Here is a 17254-nt window from a genome sequence, read left to right as displayed (position 1 = left end):
TATGCAGGTATTTCATACAAGGGCAGTAGTGCTTAGGCAAACCAAGTATGGAGATACCAGTTTAATTGTATCCGCTTACACAGAATTATTCGGTATTCAGAGTTACCTCATTAAGGGGGTTCGACAAAGCAGTAAAAAGTCTGCAGGTCGCGCTATGTATTTTCAGCCCGGTTCCATTTTGGATATGGAAGTGTATCATAGCGATTTCAAGCAATTACAATTTGTCAAAGAATACCAATGGGCTTACGTGTATCGCCAATTGTTTACCGATGTGGTAAAACATGCTGTAGCTATGTATATGATAGAATTGTTGCAGCATAGTTTGAAACAGCCAGAGGCCAATCCTGAAATGTTTGCCTTGATTGCGGAAAGCTTGCAGGAGTTGGATATCGCTGAGGATGGTGTTGCAGCAAACCTGCCTTTGTACTTTACTTTAAAGCTTTGTGCAGAGCTGGGATTTCAGATTGCAGGCGATTTGAGCGGAACTGTGTTCGACTTGAAAGAGGGCTGTTTTACCCATACCTTACCAGATCATCCGTATTATGTTGATGGTGCGGCCGCTTCAACCACAGCAGCTATCATTCAAGCAAATAGTGTTTCACAATTGGGTGTAATCACTTCTAATAGAGTACAGCGAAGAGAAATCTTACAAGCCTATCAGACTTTTATGGCATTGCATATTCCTGATTTTGGCGAACTCAGAAGTTGGCCGGTATTGCAGGAAGTATTGGGTTAGATCAATCTTTTTACTGCCATCGTATTTGCATCTTCAATCAAGAGTAATCCAGGTTGCTTGCCTTTTTCAATACTGCCGAGTGTATCATCAAAACCCAAAGCCACTGCGCCGTTGTAGGTAGCCCATTGTAATACTTCAGCGAAAGGTATTTGTGGGAATTGATCACAAATAGTCTTGATTTCTGAAGCAATACTGAGTTGATGATTACTGGCGAGACTGTCCGTACCCAAACAGATTTGCGCCTCATGCTTGCGCAATAGCTCAATTGGCGGCACTTTGTTTTCAATATATAAATTGGCGTTTATGCAGCAGCAGTAATGAATCGCTTGTTGCTGCGCTTTGATGAACTGCAGATCTGCTTCGCTGATGCAGGTGTTGTGCACCAACAATGTGGCTGCGGTATCGCGCAACCAAGGCAAATAAGTTTGCACACTGCTTTGGTGATAAGGCTTGGTGAAACTGATATCAACACCCAATGTCTCGTATAAGCGGAAGAAATCGCCACTGGCATCTTGATACAGTGCATCTTCTGCAGCGGTCTCTTGATTGTGGATGCTAATGATTTTTCCTTTGCTGTGCGTATTGATCATCCCAAACAATTCAGGTGAAACCGAGTAAGGTGCATGTGGCACGATGGAAACATTTGGTAAAGCATCAGTGAATGCTTGATACACTTGCTCAATATTCGCGAAGCGCTGTGCCGCAATACCCGGAACATAGCCTGTTACTTCAATAAAATTTCTATAGCGAAGCTGACTTTGTGTTTTTGTTTCGATGGTAAATGGCGTATTGCTGATATCGCCCACGGCTACAATACCGGCATTATGCATGGCTGCATCTGCTGCTGAAATAGCAGAGGCAATGGTTGCTTCGGGAAAATGTCTTTGTTGAAACACGCCAATGAGAAAATCCACCAAACCTGTTTTCTCAGGTAGGATGTTTTGCATATGGCTTAGTTCCAAGTGGCAATGTGCATTGATGAATCCAGGGCAGATAGTGCCTTGGAAAAATTGTACATCGTCGCCGGCTTCTGCAGCAGAAACGAGGTCAAGAATCTTACCTGCATTATCTGTTACAATCACCATAGGATCATTGATGAAATGTTGTCCGTCAAAAATGCTCGTGGCTGTTAGTTTCATTTGATCCTTATCAATTATTGATCAAAGCTATTTCGTGCAACCTGAATTCGTGTAACTTTCTGAAAAACTTTGTGTATGCGTACGCATTATCTAAAATTGCTCTGCTTATTCCTACTTGTTACTGTTTTTGTGCAAGCACAGGAAGTGATTAAACTCTATCCAGGTAAAGCACCCGGTTCAGAAGATTGGAATTGGTCTGAACAATACTTAGAGAAAAATGCCTGGAATACGCCCATTGTCTATAATGTATCAGATCCCACATTAACTGTTTTCAAACCGGCAGCAGCTAAAGCTAATGGTGCGGCAGTGGTGATTTGTCCCGGTGGCGGTTTTTTGGCACTCTCTATTGAGAGCGAAGGATTTGGCGCAGCGCGCTGGTTGGCCGAAAAAGGAGTTACCTGTTTTGTGCTCAAGTATCGTTTGGCCAAAGCATCGGGTAATGACCCCCTCAAGGATTTTACAGCTTCTTTTACAGATAAAGCCATTCAAAGCAGGCAACAGGCATCCATGCCGCTGGGTATTGCTGATGGAAAAGCAGCAATTGCCTATGTGCGTTCGCATGCAGCGGATTTTGGTATTGATCCAAAACGAATTGGTATTATGGGTTTTTCTGCTGGCGGTACTGTGGCTGGCAGCGCCTTATTTGGTTATACCCCTGAGAACAAGCCTGATTTTGCTGCACCCATTTATGCTTTCTTGCCTCCTGACATGCTAGGCACTGTTGCTGCCGATGCCCCACCACTGTTTCTGACTGTGGCTTCCAACGATCAATTAAACCTACAGGGCCATTCTGTGGCATTATATACTAAATGGAATACCGCCAAAAAGCCGGTGGAATTGCATGCTTATGCCAGCGGCGGACATGGATTTGGCGTTAAGAAGCAACAATTACCCAGCGATTCTTGGATAGAAAGGTTCTGGGAATGGCTGCAAAATCAGGGTTTTACAAGGAAATAATTTTTATTGCGCTAAAATTTTATTGAAAATCAATTAGTTGTAAAGATGCGCTAAAAAATAATCCCTGTTTTCTTTGGTGAAACGGTCTGGTGGTGCCTACCTTTGCCGTCCGAAATTTTTCGGAAGTAATCCGGTGGGTTAGCGCCGGTTCACCTAAAATGTTTTTAATATGAGTAAACTTCATTTCACCACCAAGCATGCGAATGCGGCTACCGTGCAACGCAATTGGTACGTTGTAGATGGTACTAATCAAACCGTGGGTCGTATGTGTTCTAAGATTGCGGCTGTTCTCCGTGGTAAGAACAAAGCCTATTACACGCCACACGTTGATTGCGGCGATTATGTAATTGTGATTAATGCCGATAAAGTTGTTTTCACTGGTAACAAGTTTGAAGACAAAGTGTATCAGAACTTCTCTGGTTATCCAGGCGGTCTGAAAGAAGAAATCGCAAAGGATTTGCTGAAGCGTCGTCCTGAAGCGGTAATCGAAAGAGCGGTAAAAGGTATGTTGCCTAAGAACCGTTTGGGCCGTAAGATGTACAAGAAGCTGTTTGTATATGCAGGTAGCAGCCATGCGCACACTGCACAGAATCCCAAAGAGCTGAAATTCTAATTCCAACAACATTCCAAATACAGATAAATGGAAAAACAAAAAAACGCAGTTGGTCGTCGTAAAGAAGCGGTTACCCGTGTGTTCATCAGCAAGGGTGACGGTAAGATCACTGTAAACGACAAGGACTATAAAGAATATTTTCCGCTGGTATACCTGCAGAATCAGGTAGAAGCGCCTTTAAAGACTGCCGATGTGGTAGGTAAGTTTGATGTACTCATCAACGCTGCCGGTGGTGGTCTGAAAGGTCAAGCTGAAGCTGCAAAATTGGGTATTGCCCGTGCATTGCTCGAGATCAACCCAGAGTTCCGTCCTGCTTTGAAAGCAGCCGGTTACCTGAAGCGTGATCCGCGTGGTGTTGAGCGTAAGAAGTTCGGTCACAAAAAGGCCCGCAGAAGCTTCCAGTTCAGCAAGCGTTAATCGCAGCAGTGTCCATGGTCCATTGTCGATGGTCCATGGTTCGCGAGACTATCGACAAACTAATTTTGAAACTTTTATACAAATCATACAATGGAAAATAACACTTCATTGCAACAGCAATTACTCGAAGCCGGTGTACACTTTGGTCACCTGCGTAAGAAGTGGAACCCCAAGATGTTGCCTTACATCTTCGCTGAGAAGAAAGGTATTCACATCATTGACCTGAACAAAACTGTTGATCACCTGCAGGAAGCTGCAGCTGCCCTGAAGCAAATTGCGAAGAGCGGTAAGAAGATCATGTTTGTAGCTACGAAGAAGCAGGCCAAAGAAATCGTGAGCGAGTGCGCTAAGCGTGTAAACATGCCTTACGCTACTGAGCGTTGGTTGGGTGGTATGCTCACAAACTTCAACACAGTTCGTAAGAGCGTGAAGAAGATGCAGAGCATTGAGAAGATGCTGAATGATGGCAGCGCTGAAAGCCTGACCAAGAAAGAGCGTCTGACACTGAGCCGCGATAAAGACAAAATGGAAAAAGTACTGGGTGGTATCGCTCAGCTGGGTCGTCTGCCAGCAGCTTTGTTCATCGTTGACATCGGTCACGAGCACATCGCTTTGGCTGAAGCCAAGCGCCTGGGTGTTACAACCTTCGGTATGGTTGATACAAACTGCGATCCTAATAAAGTAGACTTCGCTATTCCTGCGAATGACGATGCTACCAAGAGTATCGCAATCATCACCAACTACATCACTGCAGCAATCGCTGAAGGTCTGGCTGAGCGTCAGGCTTCAAAAGATGATGATGATTCTTCTGATGATACCAATGAGAACGAGCGTAAAGCTGCGCGTCTCTTGGCTGAAGCTGAAGCAGAATCAGGCCGTGGTGGTAAGGGTCGTGGTGGTAACGCACCTAAGCGTCGCGTTCCTGCTACACGCAGACCAGCTGGTAAATAATTGCATCAGATAGTGATTGGGTCATTAGTCATTCAGTACACTGTTTGATTACTGACCCAATTCGCATATATCTCTACATAACATCTTAAACATAATTATTATGAGTACAGCCGTAGCTATTACAGCCGCTGATATCAACAAGCTCCGTCAGGCCACAGGTGCCGGTATGATGGATTGTCGTAAAGCATTAACAGAAACCAATGGTGATTTTGAAGCAGCTATCGACTGGTTGCGTAAGCAGGGTCAGAAAGTTGCCGCTAAGCGTAGCGATCGTGAAGCAAAAGAAGGTGTGGTAATTGCTAAGACTTCTGCAGATAACAAAACTGGTTTCGTTGTATGTATCAGTTGCGAAACTGATTTCGTGAGCAAGAATGCTGATTTCGTTGCATTTGCACAGAGCATTGCAGACGCAGCTGTTGCCAACGATGTGAAGAGCGTTGAAGAACTGAACGAAGTAACCATCAATGGTGCTAAGGTTGCTGATATGATCAACGACAAGCTGGCTGCAATCGGTGAAAAGATCGGTGTTGCTAAGTTTGAGCGTGTAGAAGCACCTTACGTGGCTTCTTATATCCACGGTGCATACAGAATGGGCGTATTGGTTGCTTTGAATAAAGAAGCAGCTGAAGCTGGTAAGGATGTAGCGATGCAAATTGCTGCGATGAATCCGCTGGCTGTAGATGCCAACAGCATCCCTGCTGAAACCATCGAAAGAGAAAGAGCCATTGTTATTGAAACAATGAAAGCTGATCCTAAGATGGCTGGTAAGCCTGATGAAATGCTTTCTAAGATTGCTGAAGGTAAACTGAATGCTTTCTTCAAAGAGAACACTTTGCTGGCGCAGCCTTTCGTGAAGGATGGTGGCATTACAGTAGAAGCTTACTTGAAGTCTGCGGGCGACGTAACAGTAACCGCTTTCAAGCGTGTAGCACTGGGTTAATTCGATACAAGTATATCGGCATATAGAAAAGGGACGCAACTGCGTCCCTTTTTCGTTTGGCATTCTTTCAAAAAAACAGGTTCTTTGCAGCGAAACAACTGCACAACATGTTACCCAGGTACAAACGCATTCTGCTTAAATTATCCGGTGAAGCCCTTTTAGGAGATCAGCGTAACGGCGATCCATTTAATCCAAAGATTATTGAGCAATACGCTCAGGATATCAAAGAAGTCATCAATCTGGGTGTACAGGTGGCGATTGTAATTGGTGGGGGTAATATCTACCGTGGTATGAATGAAGCAGAAAGTGGTATTGAACGTGCACATGGCGATTATATGGGTATGCTGGCTACTGTCATCAATGGTATGGCTATGCAGGCCATGCTGGAAAAGATTGGTGTGTATACCCGTTTACAGAGCGCTATCAATATGGAGCAGGTTGCAGAACCCTATATCCGCCGTAAGGCAATGCGCCATCTGGAAAAAGGTCGTGTTGTGATCTTTGGTGCTGGTACAGGTAACCCTTATTTTACAACAGACACTGCAGGTTCACTGCGTGCGATTGAAATGAAAGCAGATGTGATTCTGAAAGGAACGCGTGTAGATGGAATCTATACGGCAGATCCCGAGAAAGATCCTACTGCAACAAGATTTGAAAAAATCAGCTTTCAGGATTGTATCAGCAAAAACCTGAAAGTGATGGATATGACCGCTTTCACACTTTGTATGGAAAACAAACTGCCTATCATTGTATTTGACATGAATAAGCCCGGTAACCTCATGAGTGTGGTGCAGGGTATGAATGTAGGCACCTTGGTTTGCTGATTACCGCTGACGTAATTTTTTTTCCGGCAAGGGGAGGGCATCCTAACTTCACTCCAACATGAGGCGTATACTATTCCTATCCGCAATGCTGCTCAGTTTTGCAGCATATTCCCAGCAAAAGTTCACACTCACAGATGTGGTGAACACAACCCTTAAAAATTCGCTGGATATCGAGATTGCGAAAAACAATCTGGAGATCAACAGCATTAACAACAATATTGGGAATGCCGGCGGATTACCTACTGTTAACCTGAATGCCAACTATAACGAGAACTCTACCAGCGTTAACCAAAAACTGAACAACGGTAATACTATTGAGCGTGCAGGTGCGCGTGCCAATACCTTAACACCCAATGTGCAGGCCAGTATTTTACTCTTCAATGGTTTTCGGGTAAAAGCAACGCAAAAGCGTTTGCAGGAATTGGAGCTGATGAGTAAGGAACAACTGAATGCACAGATTCAGAATGTGGTGGCAGAAGCCATGGTGAAGTATTATGATATCGTTCGCCAGCAGAGTTATTTCAGAACCATCCGTGAATCCATTGAACTATCTGCAAAGCGCTTAGAAATTTTGCAAGCCAAGAAAGAAGCCGGCTTATCCAATAATGTAGAAATTTATCAGGCTGAGGTTGATTTGAATGCGCGTAAGCAGGAACTGCAAACACAGCAATTAATCCTGGATCAGGCAAAGACAGATTTGCTGAACATCATGAACCTGAAGCCGGATCTGAAAATTGATATTCAGGATACGATTCTGGTTGATAAATCTATCGTACTGGATAGTGTGATGAAGATGATTCCATTGAATCCACAATTATTATCTGCCAATCAGATGATTCGTGTGAGCGAACAAGCAGAAAAGGAAATTCAGGCACAGCGTTATCCGGCCATTCGTTTCAATACAGGGTTTAATTACAGCCGTAACTATAGTCAGGCTGGTTTATTCATACTCAACCAAAGCTATGGTCCATTTGCCGGTATCAACCTGCAAATGCCATTGTACAATGGTGGTATTCTCAAGCGTCAGGAGAAAACAGCCCGCATTGATGTGAAGAACGCCACTTTACAAAGAGACAATCTCGTAAATGCTTTGGAAGCCGGAGCAGTAAGAACTTATCAGGGCTATCGCAATGCCTTGCAGCAACGTGATGCAGAACTAAAGAACTATGCAACTGCACAAACCCTGCTTGATTTAATCATGGAGCGTTATAAGCTGAATCAAGCAACAATCCTTGATGTGCGTGAAGCGCAAAAGAGCTTTGAAGATGCCGGTTACAGACTGGTTAACCTGAGTTATGCAGCCAAAGTGGCTGAAATAGAACTCAAGCGTTTGTCCAGTACCCTGCTCAAGGATTAAGCCTGGCTACCCGCTGGTTTCACAGATTTTACTGCTGTTTCCTGTTCTGTTTGCACAGATTGTTTAGCTGCAGGTGTACTGCCAGAGAGATAAGCAACCATGACCATTGGTACCATCAGGATGATAAAAGCGTAACTGATAAAATTGATCTTTTTCATTTTGTTTTGTTTGCATATTTGACGGCAAATGAAGCATTTCGTTACACCGTTCATCATCACATAAAGATGTGAAAAGTCTTTTTCGAACTTCCTTAACAATTGGCTGAAATCCTTATCTATCCTGCATTACATCAACTATATTGCAGTAAAATCAACCTGATGTCTTTGATTCAGTCTAAACTGCCAACCGTTGGTACTACCATCTTTACGGTGATGAGCCAATTGGCCCTTGAACACGGTGCTGTGAACCTCGGTCAGGGCTTTCCAGATTTTCCGATGAGTAGCGATCTGACTGATTTAGTAGCCAAAGCCATGCGCGATAATTTCAATCAATACACGCATATGGCCGGATTGCCTCTGCTGCGCGAACGTATTGCAGCCAAAGTGGCCATGTTGTATGGAACAGAAATACATCCCGATACAGATATCACGATTACTCCTGGCGGTACTTATGCGATTTACACAGCTTTGACTACCGTGCTGCAACCGGGAGATGAAGTAATTGTGTTTGAACCTGCTTACGATAGTTATATTCCCAATATTGAAATCAATGGCGGCATAGCTGTGCGCATTCCACTGAACTATCCGAACTATTCTATTCCATGGGATAAAGTGAAGGAATCCATCAATCCAAAGACGCGCATGATCATGATCAACTCACCACATAATCCAACCGGTGCGGTGTTGAGTGAGTCGGACATGTTGCAGTTAATGGAGCTTGTGCGCAATACACAAATCCTGATCTTGAGTGATGAAGTCTATGAGCACTTGATCTTCGATGGTATTCCACACCAAAGCATCCTACGCTACCCTGAATTACTGCACAGAAGTTTTGTGTGTTTCTCCTTCGGCAAAACCTATCACTGTACCGGATGGAAATTGGGTTATTGCATAAGCAGCCCTGCATTGATGAAGGAATACAGAAAAGTGCATCAGTTTAATGGTTTCTGTTGCGACACACCCAAGCAGATAGCATTGGCTGAATATATTCAAAACAAAGAAGCCTATCTCACATTAGGAAGCATGCTGCAGCAAAAGCGCGATTATTTCCGCAAGCTGATGGCATTAACCAGATTGCAATGCATTCCATCGCACGGCAGTTATTTTGAGTGCTACAGTTATGCTGGCATCAGCGATGAAAATGATAAAGACTTCGCAGTGCGTTTAACAAAGGAGTTTGGTATTGCCACCATTCCTGTCTCAGCGTTTTATAAAGATGGTAAAGATGATCAGGTGATTCGCTTCTGCTTCGCGAAGCGGGAAGAGACTTTGGATAAAGCAGTAGAACAATTGATTCGGTTATAAATAAAAAGCCCCGATGCACTCGGGACTTTTTTATCTTATCTCCATCCATCGCCATCGAGCATATTGCCGATGCCGCCGAGGATTGAACCTTCTTCTTTTCGTTGATACGTACCATAGGCAAGAATTCTGCCGGCCAATCTGCTGATAGGTAAACTTTGTATCCACACTTTACCAGGGCCACGCAGTGTAGCAAAGAACAAGCCTTCTCCACCAAATAAGGTGTTCTTAATGCCCCCTACAAATTGGATATCATAATCTACACCGGCAGTGAAGCCAACGATACAACCGGTATCAATTTTCAGCAATTCGCCGGGCTGTAAAGTTTTCTCTTGCACAAAGCCGCTGGCGTGTAAGAAAGCCATGCCATCACCTTCCAGTTTTTCCATGATAAAACCTTCACCGCCAAATAAGCCTGTACCCAACTTACGCTGAAACTCAATGCCGATGCTCACACCCTTAGCAGCACAGAGAAAAGCATCTTTCTGACAAATGATTCGGCCACCAAGCGCTTGCAAATCCAGGGGAACAATTTTACCGGGATAAGGGGAGGCAAAACTGATGCGTTTCTTGCCTTGCACGGTATTGGTGAATGCAGTCATGAATAAGTTTTCACCTACCAGCATTCTTTTACCGGCACTAAATAATTTGCCAAGTAAGCCACCTTGTTGTTGCTGGCTACCATCACCAAAGATGGTTTGCATCTGAATACCATCGTCCATCATCATGAACGCACCGGGTTCAGCAATAGCTGTTTCGTTCGGATCCAGTTCTACTTCTACATACTGCATTTCTTCACCGAAGATGCGGTAGTCTATTTCGTGATTGCTTCTCATATTCTTGTTTTGATAAAATTAGCAAGCTGTAAGTAGTGCCTTGCTACAAATTATTACAGTCGGTTCACCAACAGTATAAAAAAAGCCGCTCCCGGAGGAACGGCTATATGCTCATCAAAGCCAACTGCTGTTTATTTGGAAGGGGCTGGTTTCAGCTGACCCATCCATACTTTTTTGCCTTGGATTCTTCTCACGAGGAACATTAGTCCAACGAAGATGAAGAAGAAGGGACCTAAGAAACCAAGTAAGGCGATAAACTTGGTACCATAGAATCTTTCCATCGGACGCTTCAATCTTTCAGCAATGATATACATACTTGGTACCATGGTAAGTGTTAAGAAGAAGGCCAGGATCAGACCATAGATTATGGTCCAGCTCAATGGTCCCCAGAACACCACACTATCACCACCAAAGAAGATATGCGGATTCAAATGCTGGAACAGTGATACGAAATCGATATTGAAACCAACTGCTAGTGGTATCAGACCCAGCATGGTTGCCAAAGCAGTTAACAATACAGGAATGATACGAATTCTACCAGCCTGAATCGCTGCTTCACGTAAACGCATGCCACGCCCGCGGAGTTCATCTGTAAACTCAATCAATAGGATGGCGTTCTTCACCACAATACCTGCCAAACCTACCACACCTACACCCACCATGATGGTTGGTACATTCATCTTGGTTACTGCAATACCGAGGAGTACACCAATGATACTGAAGAAGATTTCGTTCAATACGATGAATGGTTTACTGAGCGAGTTAAACTGCAGTACCAATGTCATAAAGATCAAACCAAGGGCAATGGCCATGGCCCAGCCTAAGAAAGAAATGGTTTCAGCCTGCTCTTCACCCTCACCGGTTTGTTTGATGCTAACACCGGCTGGTTTGTATTTATCATTGAACTCGTTCAATACAGGTTTGAGTCTTTCGTTCACATCAAATGGTGTGTAACCACCAGTTACGTTACTATAGAGTGTAATGACACGCTTGTAGTTTTTACGACGGATACCGCCTGCAGTGTTTGTATAATCAACGGTTGCAACAGCACCCAATGGTACTTGCTTAATCTGACCAGTTGTGAAATCACGATAAGTGATCTTCATGTTCATCAGATCAGTGATATTGTTACGCTGCAAATCGTTGTAGCGAATCTGAATCTTGTATTCATCTTCATCAATCTTCAATTTGCTGGCTTCACGTCCAAAGATGGCCGTACGCAATTCAAAACCGATTTGTCCTGTGCTCAAACCAACCAATAAAGCTTTTTCACGATCCACATTCACACTGATTTCAGGGTTGCTGAGATCAATATCCAGTTTCAGGTTTTCAATACCTTCAACACGAACCGTATCGAGATAGTTCTTTAATGATGTTGCCGTACTGGCAATGGCTTCGAAATCCTCACCAATCACTTCAATGTTTACAGGAGGCTGGGTGGGAGGTCCGCCTTGTTCTTGGTCAACAGTAATCAACGCACCAGGAATACCTTTCACCGCAGCGCGGATAGAATCCAGGTAAGGCATGGTTTTTTGGCCATGACGTTTTTCAAATTCCACAAAAGAAATCTGAATACGACCCAGGTTGCTTTGTGTGCTCTTATTCGGATCGTTAGGATCGGTTGCACCAACAGCTACGTTGCTGATTACGCTTTCTACGATGGGGTTGTTTTCGCCCAACACATCAAATACCCGCTTTTCCAACACGGCTGTCACGCTATCTGTGTAAGCTGTCTTGGTACCAACCGGCATTTTCAAGTAGGCATAGATGATATTCGGATCACCGCTTGGGAAGAACTGAATATCTGGTCCGCGCAATACCACCAGCATCAATGATACAGGGAAGAGCAGGAAGAGGAAGGCAACAGACCATGCGGGTCTGGTACCCTGTAATGCCCAGCGCAATAATTTCTCATAACGATCCATCAAGCGCGGCAGGAAATTGTGCTGGAATTTATAAATCGCAGCTTTCAGTACATAGTTATTGATTACTGCCAGGATAGCGAGCAATAAAAGGAAGTTGGCAAAACCATGCCATCCGGCAAGATGTAGCAATAAGCCCAATGCAATAAACAACCACCAATACCATTTTTTGAAGATGGCATTCTTTGGTTCATCAAACTCATGTCCTTCCGGCTTCATGGTTGATACTGCAAAAACAGGGTTGAAAATGAAGGCCACAATCAAGGATGCCGACAATGTCAGGATCAGCATCGTTGGTAGATAAATCATGAACTTACCAATGATACCTTCCCAAAGCAATAGCGGGAAGAAGGGTGCCAGTGTAGTTACTGTACCAGCTAATACAGGAATGAATACTTCACCGGCTGCTTCTTTGGCGGCGCGTACAACAGGTACACGGCCATTGGCGTAGATACGGTGTGTATTTTCAATCACCACAATCGCATCATCCACAATGATACCCAAGCCAAAGAGTAAGGCAAAGAGTACAATAAAGTTCAACGTGATAGAAGTGCCTGCGATATAATCACCCAGTGGTAAGAATAAGAAGGCAACAAATACAGAGAGTGGCACACTCAATGCCACGAAGAAGGCATTGGTTACACCCATGAAGAACATCAGAATTACCAATACCAGCACAAAACCAATGATGATGGTATTCACCAGTTCATTGAATGAAGTTTTGGTCTGCTTGCTCTGATCACCTGTGAAACTTACTTTCAGGCTCTGTGGTAATTCCTTAGCCTTATACATTTCTGCTACAATCTCTTTTACCTTGTCTGCAGTTTCAATCAGGTTCTCACCAGCACGCTTCACGATATTGACTGTAACTACATTCTTTCTATCAAGACGGCTATAGCTTTCTTTTTCTTTTACCGTATCAATTACCTGTGCAATGTCTTTCAGGTAAATCGCTTGGCCGTAGATATTCTTGACAATAATGTTCTGCATTTCCATGGCAGAAACAAACTGACCTTTCACACGCAGTGAACGATTCATATTACCTACTTCTACCAGACCACCACTCACATCTCTGTTTTCATTGGCGATGGCTTGCGCGATATCGTTGAAAGAAACCTTGGAGACTTCCATTTTGGTTTTGTCAACATTAATCTGGATTTCTCTTTCAGGTGCACCAACGATCTCTGCTTTACTGATCATGGGTAATTCTTCAAAGCGATCCTGCAGCTTGTCTGCATACTCTTTCAGTTTAACCGCATCGTAATCACCACTCACGTTTACAAACATGATAGGCAGTTCACTAAATGTAAATTCCTGTACGTTTGGCTGAACAGTGAGGTCGGTAGGTAAGTCTGTCTTTGCACGATCAACAGCATTCTTCACTTTGTCTTTGGCGATGTCAACATTTACATCGGTTTCAAATTCTACAGTGATTAAGCTGAAGTCTTGCTGAGAGATTGAGTTTACTTTTTTGATCTTGGCACCGGTTAAGCCCTTGATTTGTTTTTCGATGGGTCTGGTAACCAGATTCTCCATGTCTTTAGGAGAAGTACCAAAGTAAATAGTAGACACACTGATCGTGGGTACCACGATATCAGGGAACTGTTCTTTTGGTAAGGTATTGAAAGTGCGCAAGCCCATCAGGGTAATGATGATGGTGATAATGTACATGGCTGTACGATTATCCACCGCCCAGCTGGTAGGCTTGAACTCTTTGAATTTTTGCGTGATATCTTTTAATACGCTCATAATAAGTGTTTTGGTCCTTCAGGTAATGCTGCCTGAAGGCGATTCATCATTTGATTTCAATCACCTGACCATCATACAAATCCTGATAGCCTTCTGTGATCAATTGTACGCCTACAGCTAAACCAGACTTCACTTCAATTCTGGTACCGTAGAGTTCACCAACCGTAATGGCTTTCTTTCTAGCGACCAGTTTGCCATTTTCTTTTTCTGCTACATAGACAAACTTGCCTTTCTCATCTGTTTGTACAGTATTTACCGGAATAGCGATGGCATTATTTGCAGCATAATCCTGAATCTTGATATTGGCCAACTGATTAGGTCTGATATTGGCATCAAACGGAATCTTGGCTTCCACTTCAAATGCACGGGTAGTAGCACTAATGGTTCTGCCAGCTAAGGAAACGGTTGAGTTGTATTCTTTGCTGAGATCGGGTAACACAATCTTCACCTGAGTACCTTGCTTTACTTTACCGAGATAATTCTCCGGAACATCAGCAATCACTTTCAGGCTGTTGGTATTTACGATTTTGATTTGCGGACCCAATGCAGTAGCACCAACGAATGCTTCACCAATGCGTACATTCACTTCATCAGCAACACCGCTCACATCACTATACACCAGACTTGTCTTCAGTTGTTCTTCTGCTACTTTCACTTGCTCTTGTGCAGCTTTCAGGTTTTTCTCTAATGATTCAACATTGTTCTTGGCAGAAAGCAATTGTACTTCTGTACCAATATTCTGATCCCAGAGATTTTTCTGACGCTGGAAAAGATTCTTGGCAAAATCCAATTGTACTTTAATGGTTTCCAGACTTTGCTTGGCAGCAGCTACGTTCTGCTTCATGATGGCATCATCCAGTACCACTACCAACTGGCCTTTCTTCACGAAATCACCTTTTTTCACCAGCAGTTGTTTTACCACACCACCCATGCCGCGTGGAGCGATATAAGAAATATCATCAGCATCTACTCTTGCTTGTAGATCGATATAGTGAACAAACTGCTCTGCATTCAGAGTAGCAGCAGCAACGAGTTTTGCATTCGCATTTGCTTTTGAGGTATCAGCCTGTGCAATCTCAGCTTCCAGTTTCAATATCTGTGTGTTGAGTGCATCGTGCTCTTTCTTCAGTTTTGCCAACTGATCTTTTTTAGCCTCCAGTCCGCCGGTGGCTTTATCGCCGCCACAGGCACTGAACAGTACTGCAGCTGTTGTTGCGATTGCGATGGTATAATTACGTATCATATAAATCTGTGTTGAGTGTTGGTTTAATTAAGTTTTCCTAAAGCCTTGAAGTAAGTAATCTTTGCAAGCACCGCATTGTAGAGTGCGTTGAAATAATTACTCTGTGCAGTTTGTAGCTCCGTATCGGCGGTAAGCACTTCAAAACTGCTGCCAATACCTTGCTCATATTTTTTCTTGGTGGTATTGTACACATTCTGGGCCAGTTGCATATTTTTCTCAGCAGCATCCATCTGCTCAATATTGGTGATGAAGTTTTTCTTAGCTGCTAATTTCTGCAGGTCGATGCCCTGTTCAACTGTGTTGATGGTATTGTTATGCTTTTCCAAAGCAATCTTTGCTTGCTTGATCTTTTGATCTCTGGCAAAGCCTGAGAAGATTGGTACGTTGATATTCACTCCAACGATTGAAGTAGGAAACCAGGGATAAGCACTACCGCGTTTGAAGAAATTGAAATCCTGACGCAAGGCATTCTGACTGTAGTTCCAGTATGCAGCAACTGTTGGAATTCTACCCAGCTGATTGCGTTGTACATCCAGTTCAAGTAGTTTCTTCACTTTCAGTAAAGCTTGTACTTCGTTTCGGTCTTCGTAGCGGAAATTTTCATCAGAAAGAATATCCTGCTTCACTTCTGTTGGGCTCAGCGGCGTAGTGAGTTCCAGCGTGTCTGCTTGTGGAATACCCATTTGTAATTTCAGGTTGGCATAGCCAATCTGTAATAGGTTGTCCAGTTGGGCTTTAGTTGTGGTCAGGTTATTCAGCGATACCTGTGTTTTTTCAATATCCAGTTTCTCTACAAAGCCGTTCTTGTACATTTCTGTCATGTCGTACAACAACTTTTCCAATCGCTTCTTGCTTTCATTTACATAATACTGTTGCTTTTGTGCAATCAGAATTGCGTAATAGGCAGTGTACACATTCTCACGCACTTTGTCTTCACCTACACGTACGTTCGCGCTGGCGTAATCCATGGCAGTTTTTCTGGCTTTCAAACCCACGAATACATCAGCCTGGAACAGCAATTGCTGTACAGTAAATCCTGCACTGGCCTGCCAGGGCACACCAAATTGTGCGGGAATGGTACCGAATGAACCGGGCATCTGAATAGGATTACCATTGCCATCTTTCACGCCTTCTTTGGTTAACACACCATACACAGAAGGTGAAATGAAATCTGGTAATACCTGGGTAGGGATTGCAAAGAAATGCTGGGTACTGAGGGTACCACTGATCTGCGGATAAGCAGATCCTTCAATCTCCTTGTTTTTGGCGCGCTGGGCCTCATAGTCCAGCTTCAGGTTTTTTAAATCGTTCACCTGCTGCAAAGCCAGCTCTACCGCTTCTTTCGCCGATACAGTTCTTTTGGTCTGTGCTTCGGTCTGAAGAAACAACAGCAGCGGGGCCATGCAGAGGATGAATCTCAGGTTGCTTGCTCTCATTGTGTTGCTTTTAGTCTTTGTTGTTTGTATTGTTGAATCAGTTCTGTGCCTTTAGGTGTAGCCATACCGAAAAGAAAGTTTTCGGTCATTTCGCGCAGGATCACTGCCGGATTGTATTTAGACAGCAGCATGTCCGGTGCGAGAATCATGAACATGGTACCCACACGGAAGCGGCTCATGATATCAGCATTGATATCTGAGCGATACAAGCCTTCTCGCATACCTCTTTCGATGTTCTCCTTGGTGATTCTGCTGAAAGAGTCGTTTTTGTGCTCATTCATCTTCCGGAAAGCCTTGGGGTGGTATTTCTCCAGATCGAAAATGATGGAGGGGTTCATACCCTTCAGCATTTCCTGAACCATATCCACCGCCAGAAATACTTCGTGAATGGCATTGTCTGATTGCTCCAGACAAAGGGAGCAATCTTTCATATTCATTTGAATTTCAATATCTATGACCGCTTCTACCAGGCTGTCTTTATCCTCGTAAAACTGGTAAATGGTCTTTTTGCTGATGCCCAGATGTGCGGCAATTTCATCCATGCTAATGCTGCGGATGCCATAGCGGAGAAATAGCTCGTGGGCTTTGGTGGCGATTCTGTCCTTGGTTTCCATATACCTGTAAAAAGGAGGGCAAAACTATGGAAACTTAAATCGTAACAAAAGTTTCCGCAG

16 protein-coding genes are annotated in these 17254 nt (G+C 43.7%); 9 read left to right on the top strand and 7 right to left on the bottom strand.

Annotated elements, in window-relative coordinates:
• The first annotated feature begins 1 nt into the window (after position 1).
• Positions 2–736: a DNA repair protein RecO gene (gene recO / locus J0L83_09765; protein MBN8664851.1), complete on the top strand. Its 735-nt coding sequence runs from the start codon at positions 2–4 to the stop codon at positions 734–736.
• On the opposite strand, the gene J0L83_09760 is transcribed toward recO, so the two are convergent.
• Complete coding sequence (locus J0L83_09760) at positions 733–1875, bottom strand: amidohydrolase family protein (protein MBN8664850.1); 1143 nt, start codon at positions 1873–1875, stop codon at positions 733–735. The genes recO and J0L83_09760 overlap by 4 nt on opposite strands.
• 75 nt (positions 1876–1950) lie before the next feature.
• Between J0L83_09760 and J0L83_09755 the strand changes: the two genes are divergently transcribed.
• The 7 genes from J0L83_09755 (at position 1951) to J0L83_09725 (ending at position 7934) form a co-directional block, all read left to right on the top strand.
• Positions 1951–2832: an alpha/beta hydrolase gene (locus tag J0L83_09755; protein ID MBN8664849.1), complete on the top strand. Its 882-nt coding sequence runs from the start codon at positions 1951–1953 to the stop codon at positions 2830–2832.
• Between the two features lie 169 nt (positions 2833–3001).
• Positions 3002–3445: a 50S ribosomal protein L13 gene (rplM, locus tag J0L83_09750; protein MBN8664848.1), complete on the top strand. Its 444-nt coding sequence runs from the start codon at positions 3002–3004 to the stop codon at positions 3443–3445.
• A gap of 27 nt (positions 3446–3472) precedes the next feature.
• Complete coding sequence (rpsI, locus tag J0L83_09745) at positions 3473–3862, top strand: 30S ribosomal protein S9 (protein MBN8664847.1); 390 nt, start codon at positions 3473–3475, stop codon at positions 3860–3862.
• Between the two features lie 90 nt (positions 3863–3952).
• Positions 3953–4813, top strand: coding sequence for a 30S ribosomal protein S2 (rpsB, locus tag J0L83_09740; protein MBN8664846.1), 861 nt, complete (start codon positions 3953–3955; stop codon positions 4811–4813).
• Positions 4814–4913: 100 nt separating this feature from the next.
• The gene (locus tag J0L83_09735) at positions 4914–5753 is read left to right on the top strand and encodes an elongation factor Ts (protein MBN8664845.1); all 840 of its coding nucleotides are present in this window, start codon (positions 4914–4916) and stop codon (positions 5751–5753) included.
• 107 nt (positions 5754–5860) lie between these two features.
• On the top strand, positions 5861–6577 hold the full coding sequence (locus tag J0L83_09730; GenBank protein MBN8664844.1) for a UMP kinase: 717 nt from the start codon (positions 5861–5863) through the stop codon (positions 6575–6577).
• 58 nt (positions 6578–6635) lie between these two features.
• The gene (locus tag J0L83_09725; GenBank protein ID MBN8664843.1) at positions 6636–7934 is read left to right on the top strand and encodes a TolC family protein; all 1299 of its coding nucleotides are present in this window, start codon (positions 6636–6638) and stop codon (positions 7932–7934) included.
• Here the strand turns inward: J0L83_09725 and J0L83_09720 are convergent.
• Complete coding sequence (locus tag J0L83_09720) at positions 7931–8092, bottom strand: hypothetical protein (GenBank protein ID MBN8664842.1); 162 nt, start codon at positions 8090–8092, stop codon at positions 7931–7933. The two genes, J0L83_09725 and J0L83_09720, sit on opposite strands and share 4 nt — an antisense overlap.
• 159 nt (positions 8093–8251) lie before the next feature.
• Here J0L83_09720 and J0L83_09715 point away from each other — a divergent pair, with 159 nt between their 5' ends.
• Positions 8252–9397, top strand: a complete 1146-nt coding sequence (locus tag J0L83_09715; protein ID MBN8664841.1) for an aminotransferase class I/II-fold pyridoxal phosphate-dependent enzyme — start codon at positions 8252–8254, stop codon at positions 9395–9397.
• Positions 9398–9432: 35 nt separating this feature from the next.
• On the opposite strand, the gene J0L83_09710 is transcribed toward J0L83_09715, so the two are convergent.
• The 5 genes from J0L83_09710 to J0L83_09690 form a co-directional block, all read right to left on the bottom strand.
• Complete coding sequence (locus J0L83_09710) at positions 9433–10230, bottom strand: TIGR00266 family protein (protein MBN8664840.1); 798 nt, start codon at positions 10228–10230, stop codon at positions 9433–9435.
• Positions 10231–10361: 131 nt separating this feature from the next.
• Positions 10362–13901 carry an efflux RND transporter permease subunit gene (locus J0L83_09705; protein ID MBN8664839.1) on the bottom strand — a complete coding sequence of 1180 codons (3540 nt, stop codon included), beginning with the start codon at positions 13899–13901 and terminating at the stop codon, positions 10362–10364.
• Positions 13902–13947: 46 nt separating this feature from the next.
• Complete coding sequence (locus tag J0L83_09700) at positions 13948–15144, bottom strand: efflux RND transporter periplasmic adaptor subunit (GenBank protein ID MBN8664838.1); 1197 nt, start codon at positions 15142–15144, stop codon at positions 13948–13950.
• A 23-nt stretch (positions 15145–15167) separates the two neighbouring features.
• A complete protein-coding gene (locus J0L83_09695; protein MBN8664837.1) occupies positions 15168–16580 on the bottom strand; it encodes a TolC family protein in 1413 nt (470 codons plus the stop codon).
• On the bottom strand, positions 16577–17194 hold the full coding sequence (locus J0L83_09690; GenBank protein MBN8664836.1) for a TetR/AcrR family transcriptional regulator: 618 nt from the start codon (positions 17192–17194) through the stop codon (positions 16577–16579). The genes J0L83_09695 and J0L83_09690 overlap by 4 nt, the downstream gene beginning before the upstream one ends.
• Positions 17195–17254 lie beyond the last annotated feature (60 nt).

The organism is Chitinophagales bacterium, from assembly GCA_017303835.1.
Taxonomy (GTDB): Bacteria; Bacteroidota; Bacteroidia; order Chitinophagales; family Chitinophagaceae; genus JAFLBI01.
This window is presented reverse-complemented; position numbering and strand designations above follow the sequence as displayed.

What these genes read in the sequence shown, in the direction of transcription:
- recO (MBN8664851.1), top strand. Translation starts at nt 2, where the DNA reads ATGCAGGTATTTCATACAAGGGCAGTAGTGCTTAGGCAAACCAAGTAT.
- J0L83_09755 (MBN8664849.1), top strand. Translation starts at nt 1,951, where the DNA reads ATGCGTACGCATTATCTAAAATTGCTCTGCTTATTCCTACTTGTTACT.
- J0L83_09760 (MBN8664850.1), bottom strand. Translation starts at nt 1,875, where the DNA reads ATGAAACTAACAGCCACGAGCATTTTTGACGGACAACATTTCATCAAT.
- J0L83_09700 (MBN8664838.1), bottom strand. Translation starts at nt 15,144, where the DNA reads ATGATACGTAATTATACCATCGCAATCGCAACAACAGCTGCAGTACTG.
- J0L83_09695 (MBN8664837.1), bottom strand. Translation starts at nt 16,580, where the DNA reads ATGAGAGCAAGCAACCTGAGATTCATCCTCTGCATGGCCCCGCTGCTG.
- J0L83_09735 (MBN8664845.1), top strand. Translation starts at nt 4,914, where the DNA reads ATGAGTACAGCCGTAGCTATTACAGCCGCTGATATCAACAAGCTCCGT.
- rpsI (MBN8664847.1), top strand. Translation starts at nt 3,473, where the DNA reads ATGGAAAAACAAAAAAACGCAGTTGGTCGTCGTAAAGAAGCGGTTACC.
- J0L83_09710 (MBN8664840.1), bottom strand. Translation starts at nt 10,230, where the DNA reads ATGAGAAGCAATCACGAAATAGACTACCGCATCTTCGGTGAAGAAATG.
- J0L83_09690 (MBN8664836.1), bottom strand. Translation starts at nt 17,194, where the DNA reads ATGGAAACCAAGGACAGAATCGCCACCAAAGCCCACGAGCTATTTCTC.
- J0L83_09705 (MBN8664839.1), bottom strand. Translation starts at nt 13,901, where the DNA reads ATGAGCGTATTAAAAGATATCACGCAAAAATTCAAAGAGTTCAAGCCT.
- rplM (MBN8664848.1), top strand. Translation starts at nt 3,002, where the DNA reads ATGAGTAAACTTCATTTCACCACCAAGCATGCGAATGCGGCTACCGTG.
- J0L83_09730 (MBN8664844.1), top strand. Translation starts at nt 5,861, where the DNA reads ATGTTACCCAGGTACAAACGCATTCTGCTTAAATTATCCGGTGAAGCC.
- J0L83_09715 (MBN8664841.1), top strand. Translation starts at nt 8,252, where the DNA reads ATGTCTTTGATTCAGTCTAAACTGCCAACCGTTGGTACTACCATCTTT.
- rpsB (MBN8664846.1), top strand. Translation starts at nt 3,953, where the DNA reads ATGGAAAATAACACTTCATTGCAACAGCAATTACTCGAAGCCGGTGTA.
- J0L83_09720 (MBN8664842.1), bottom strand. Translation starts at nt 8,092, where the DNA reads ATGAAAAAGATCAATTTTATCAGTTACGCTTTTATCATCCTGATGGTA.
- J0L83_09725 (MBN8664843.1), top strand. Translation starts at nt 6,636, where the DNA reads ATGAGGCGTATACTATTCCTATCCGCAATGCTGCTCAGTTTTGCAGCA.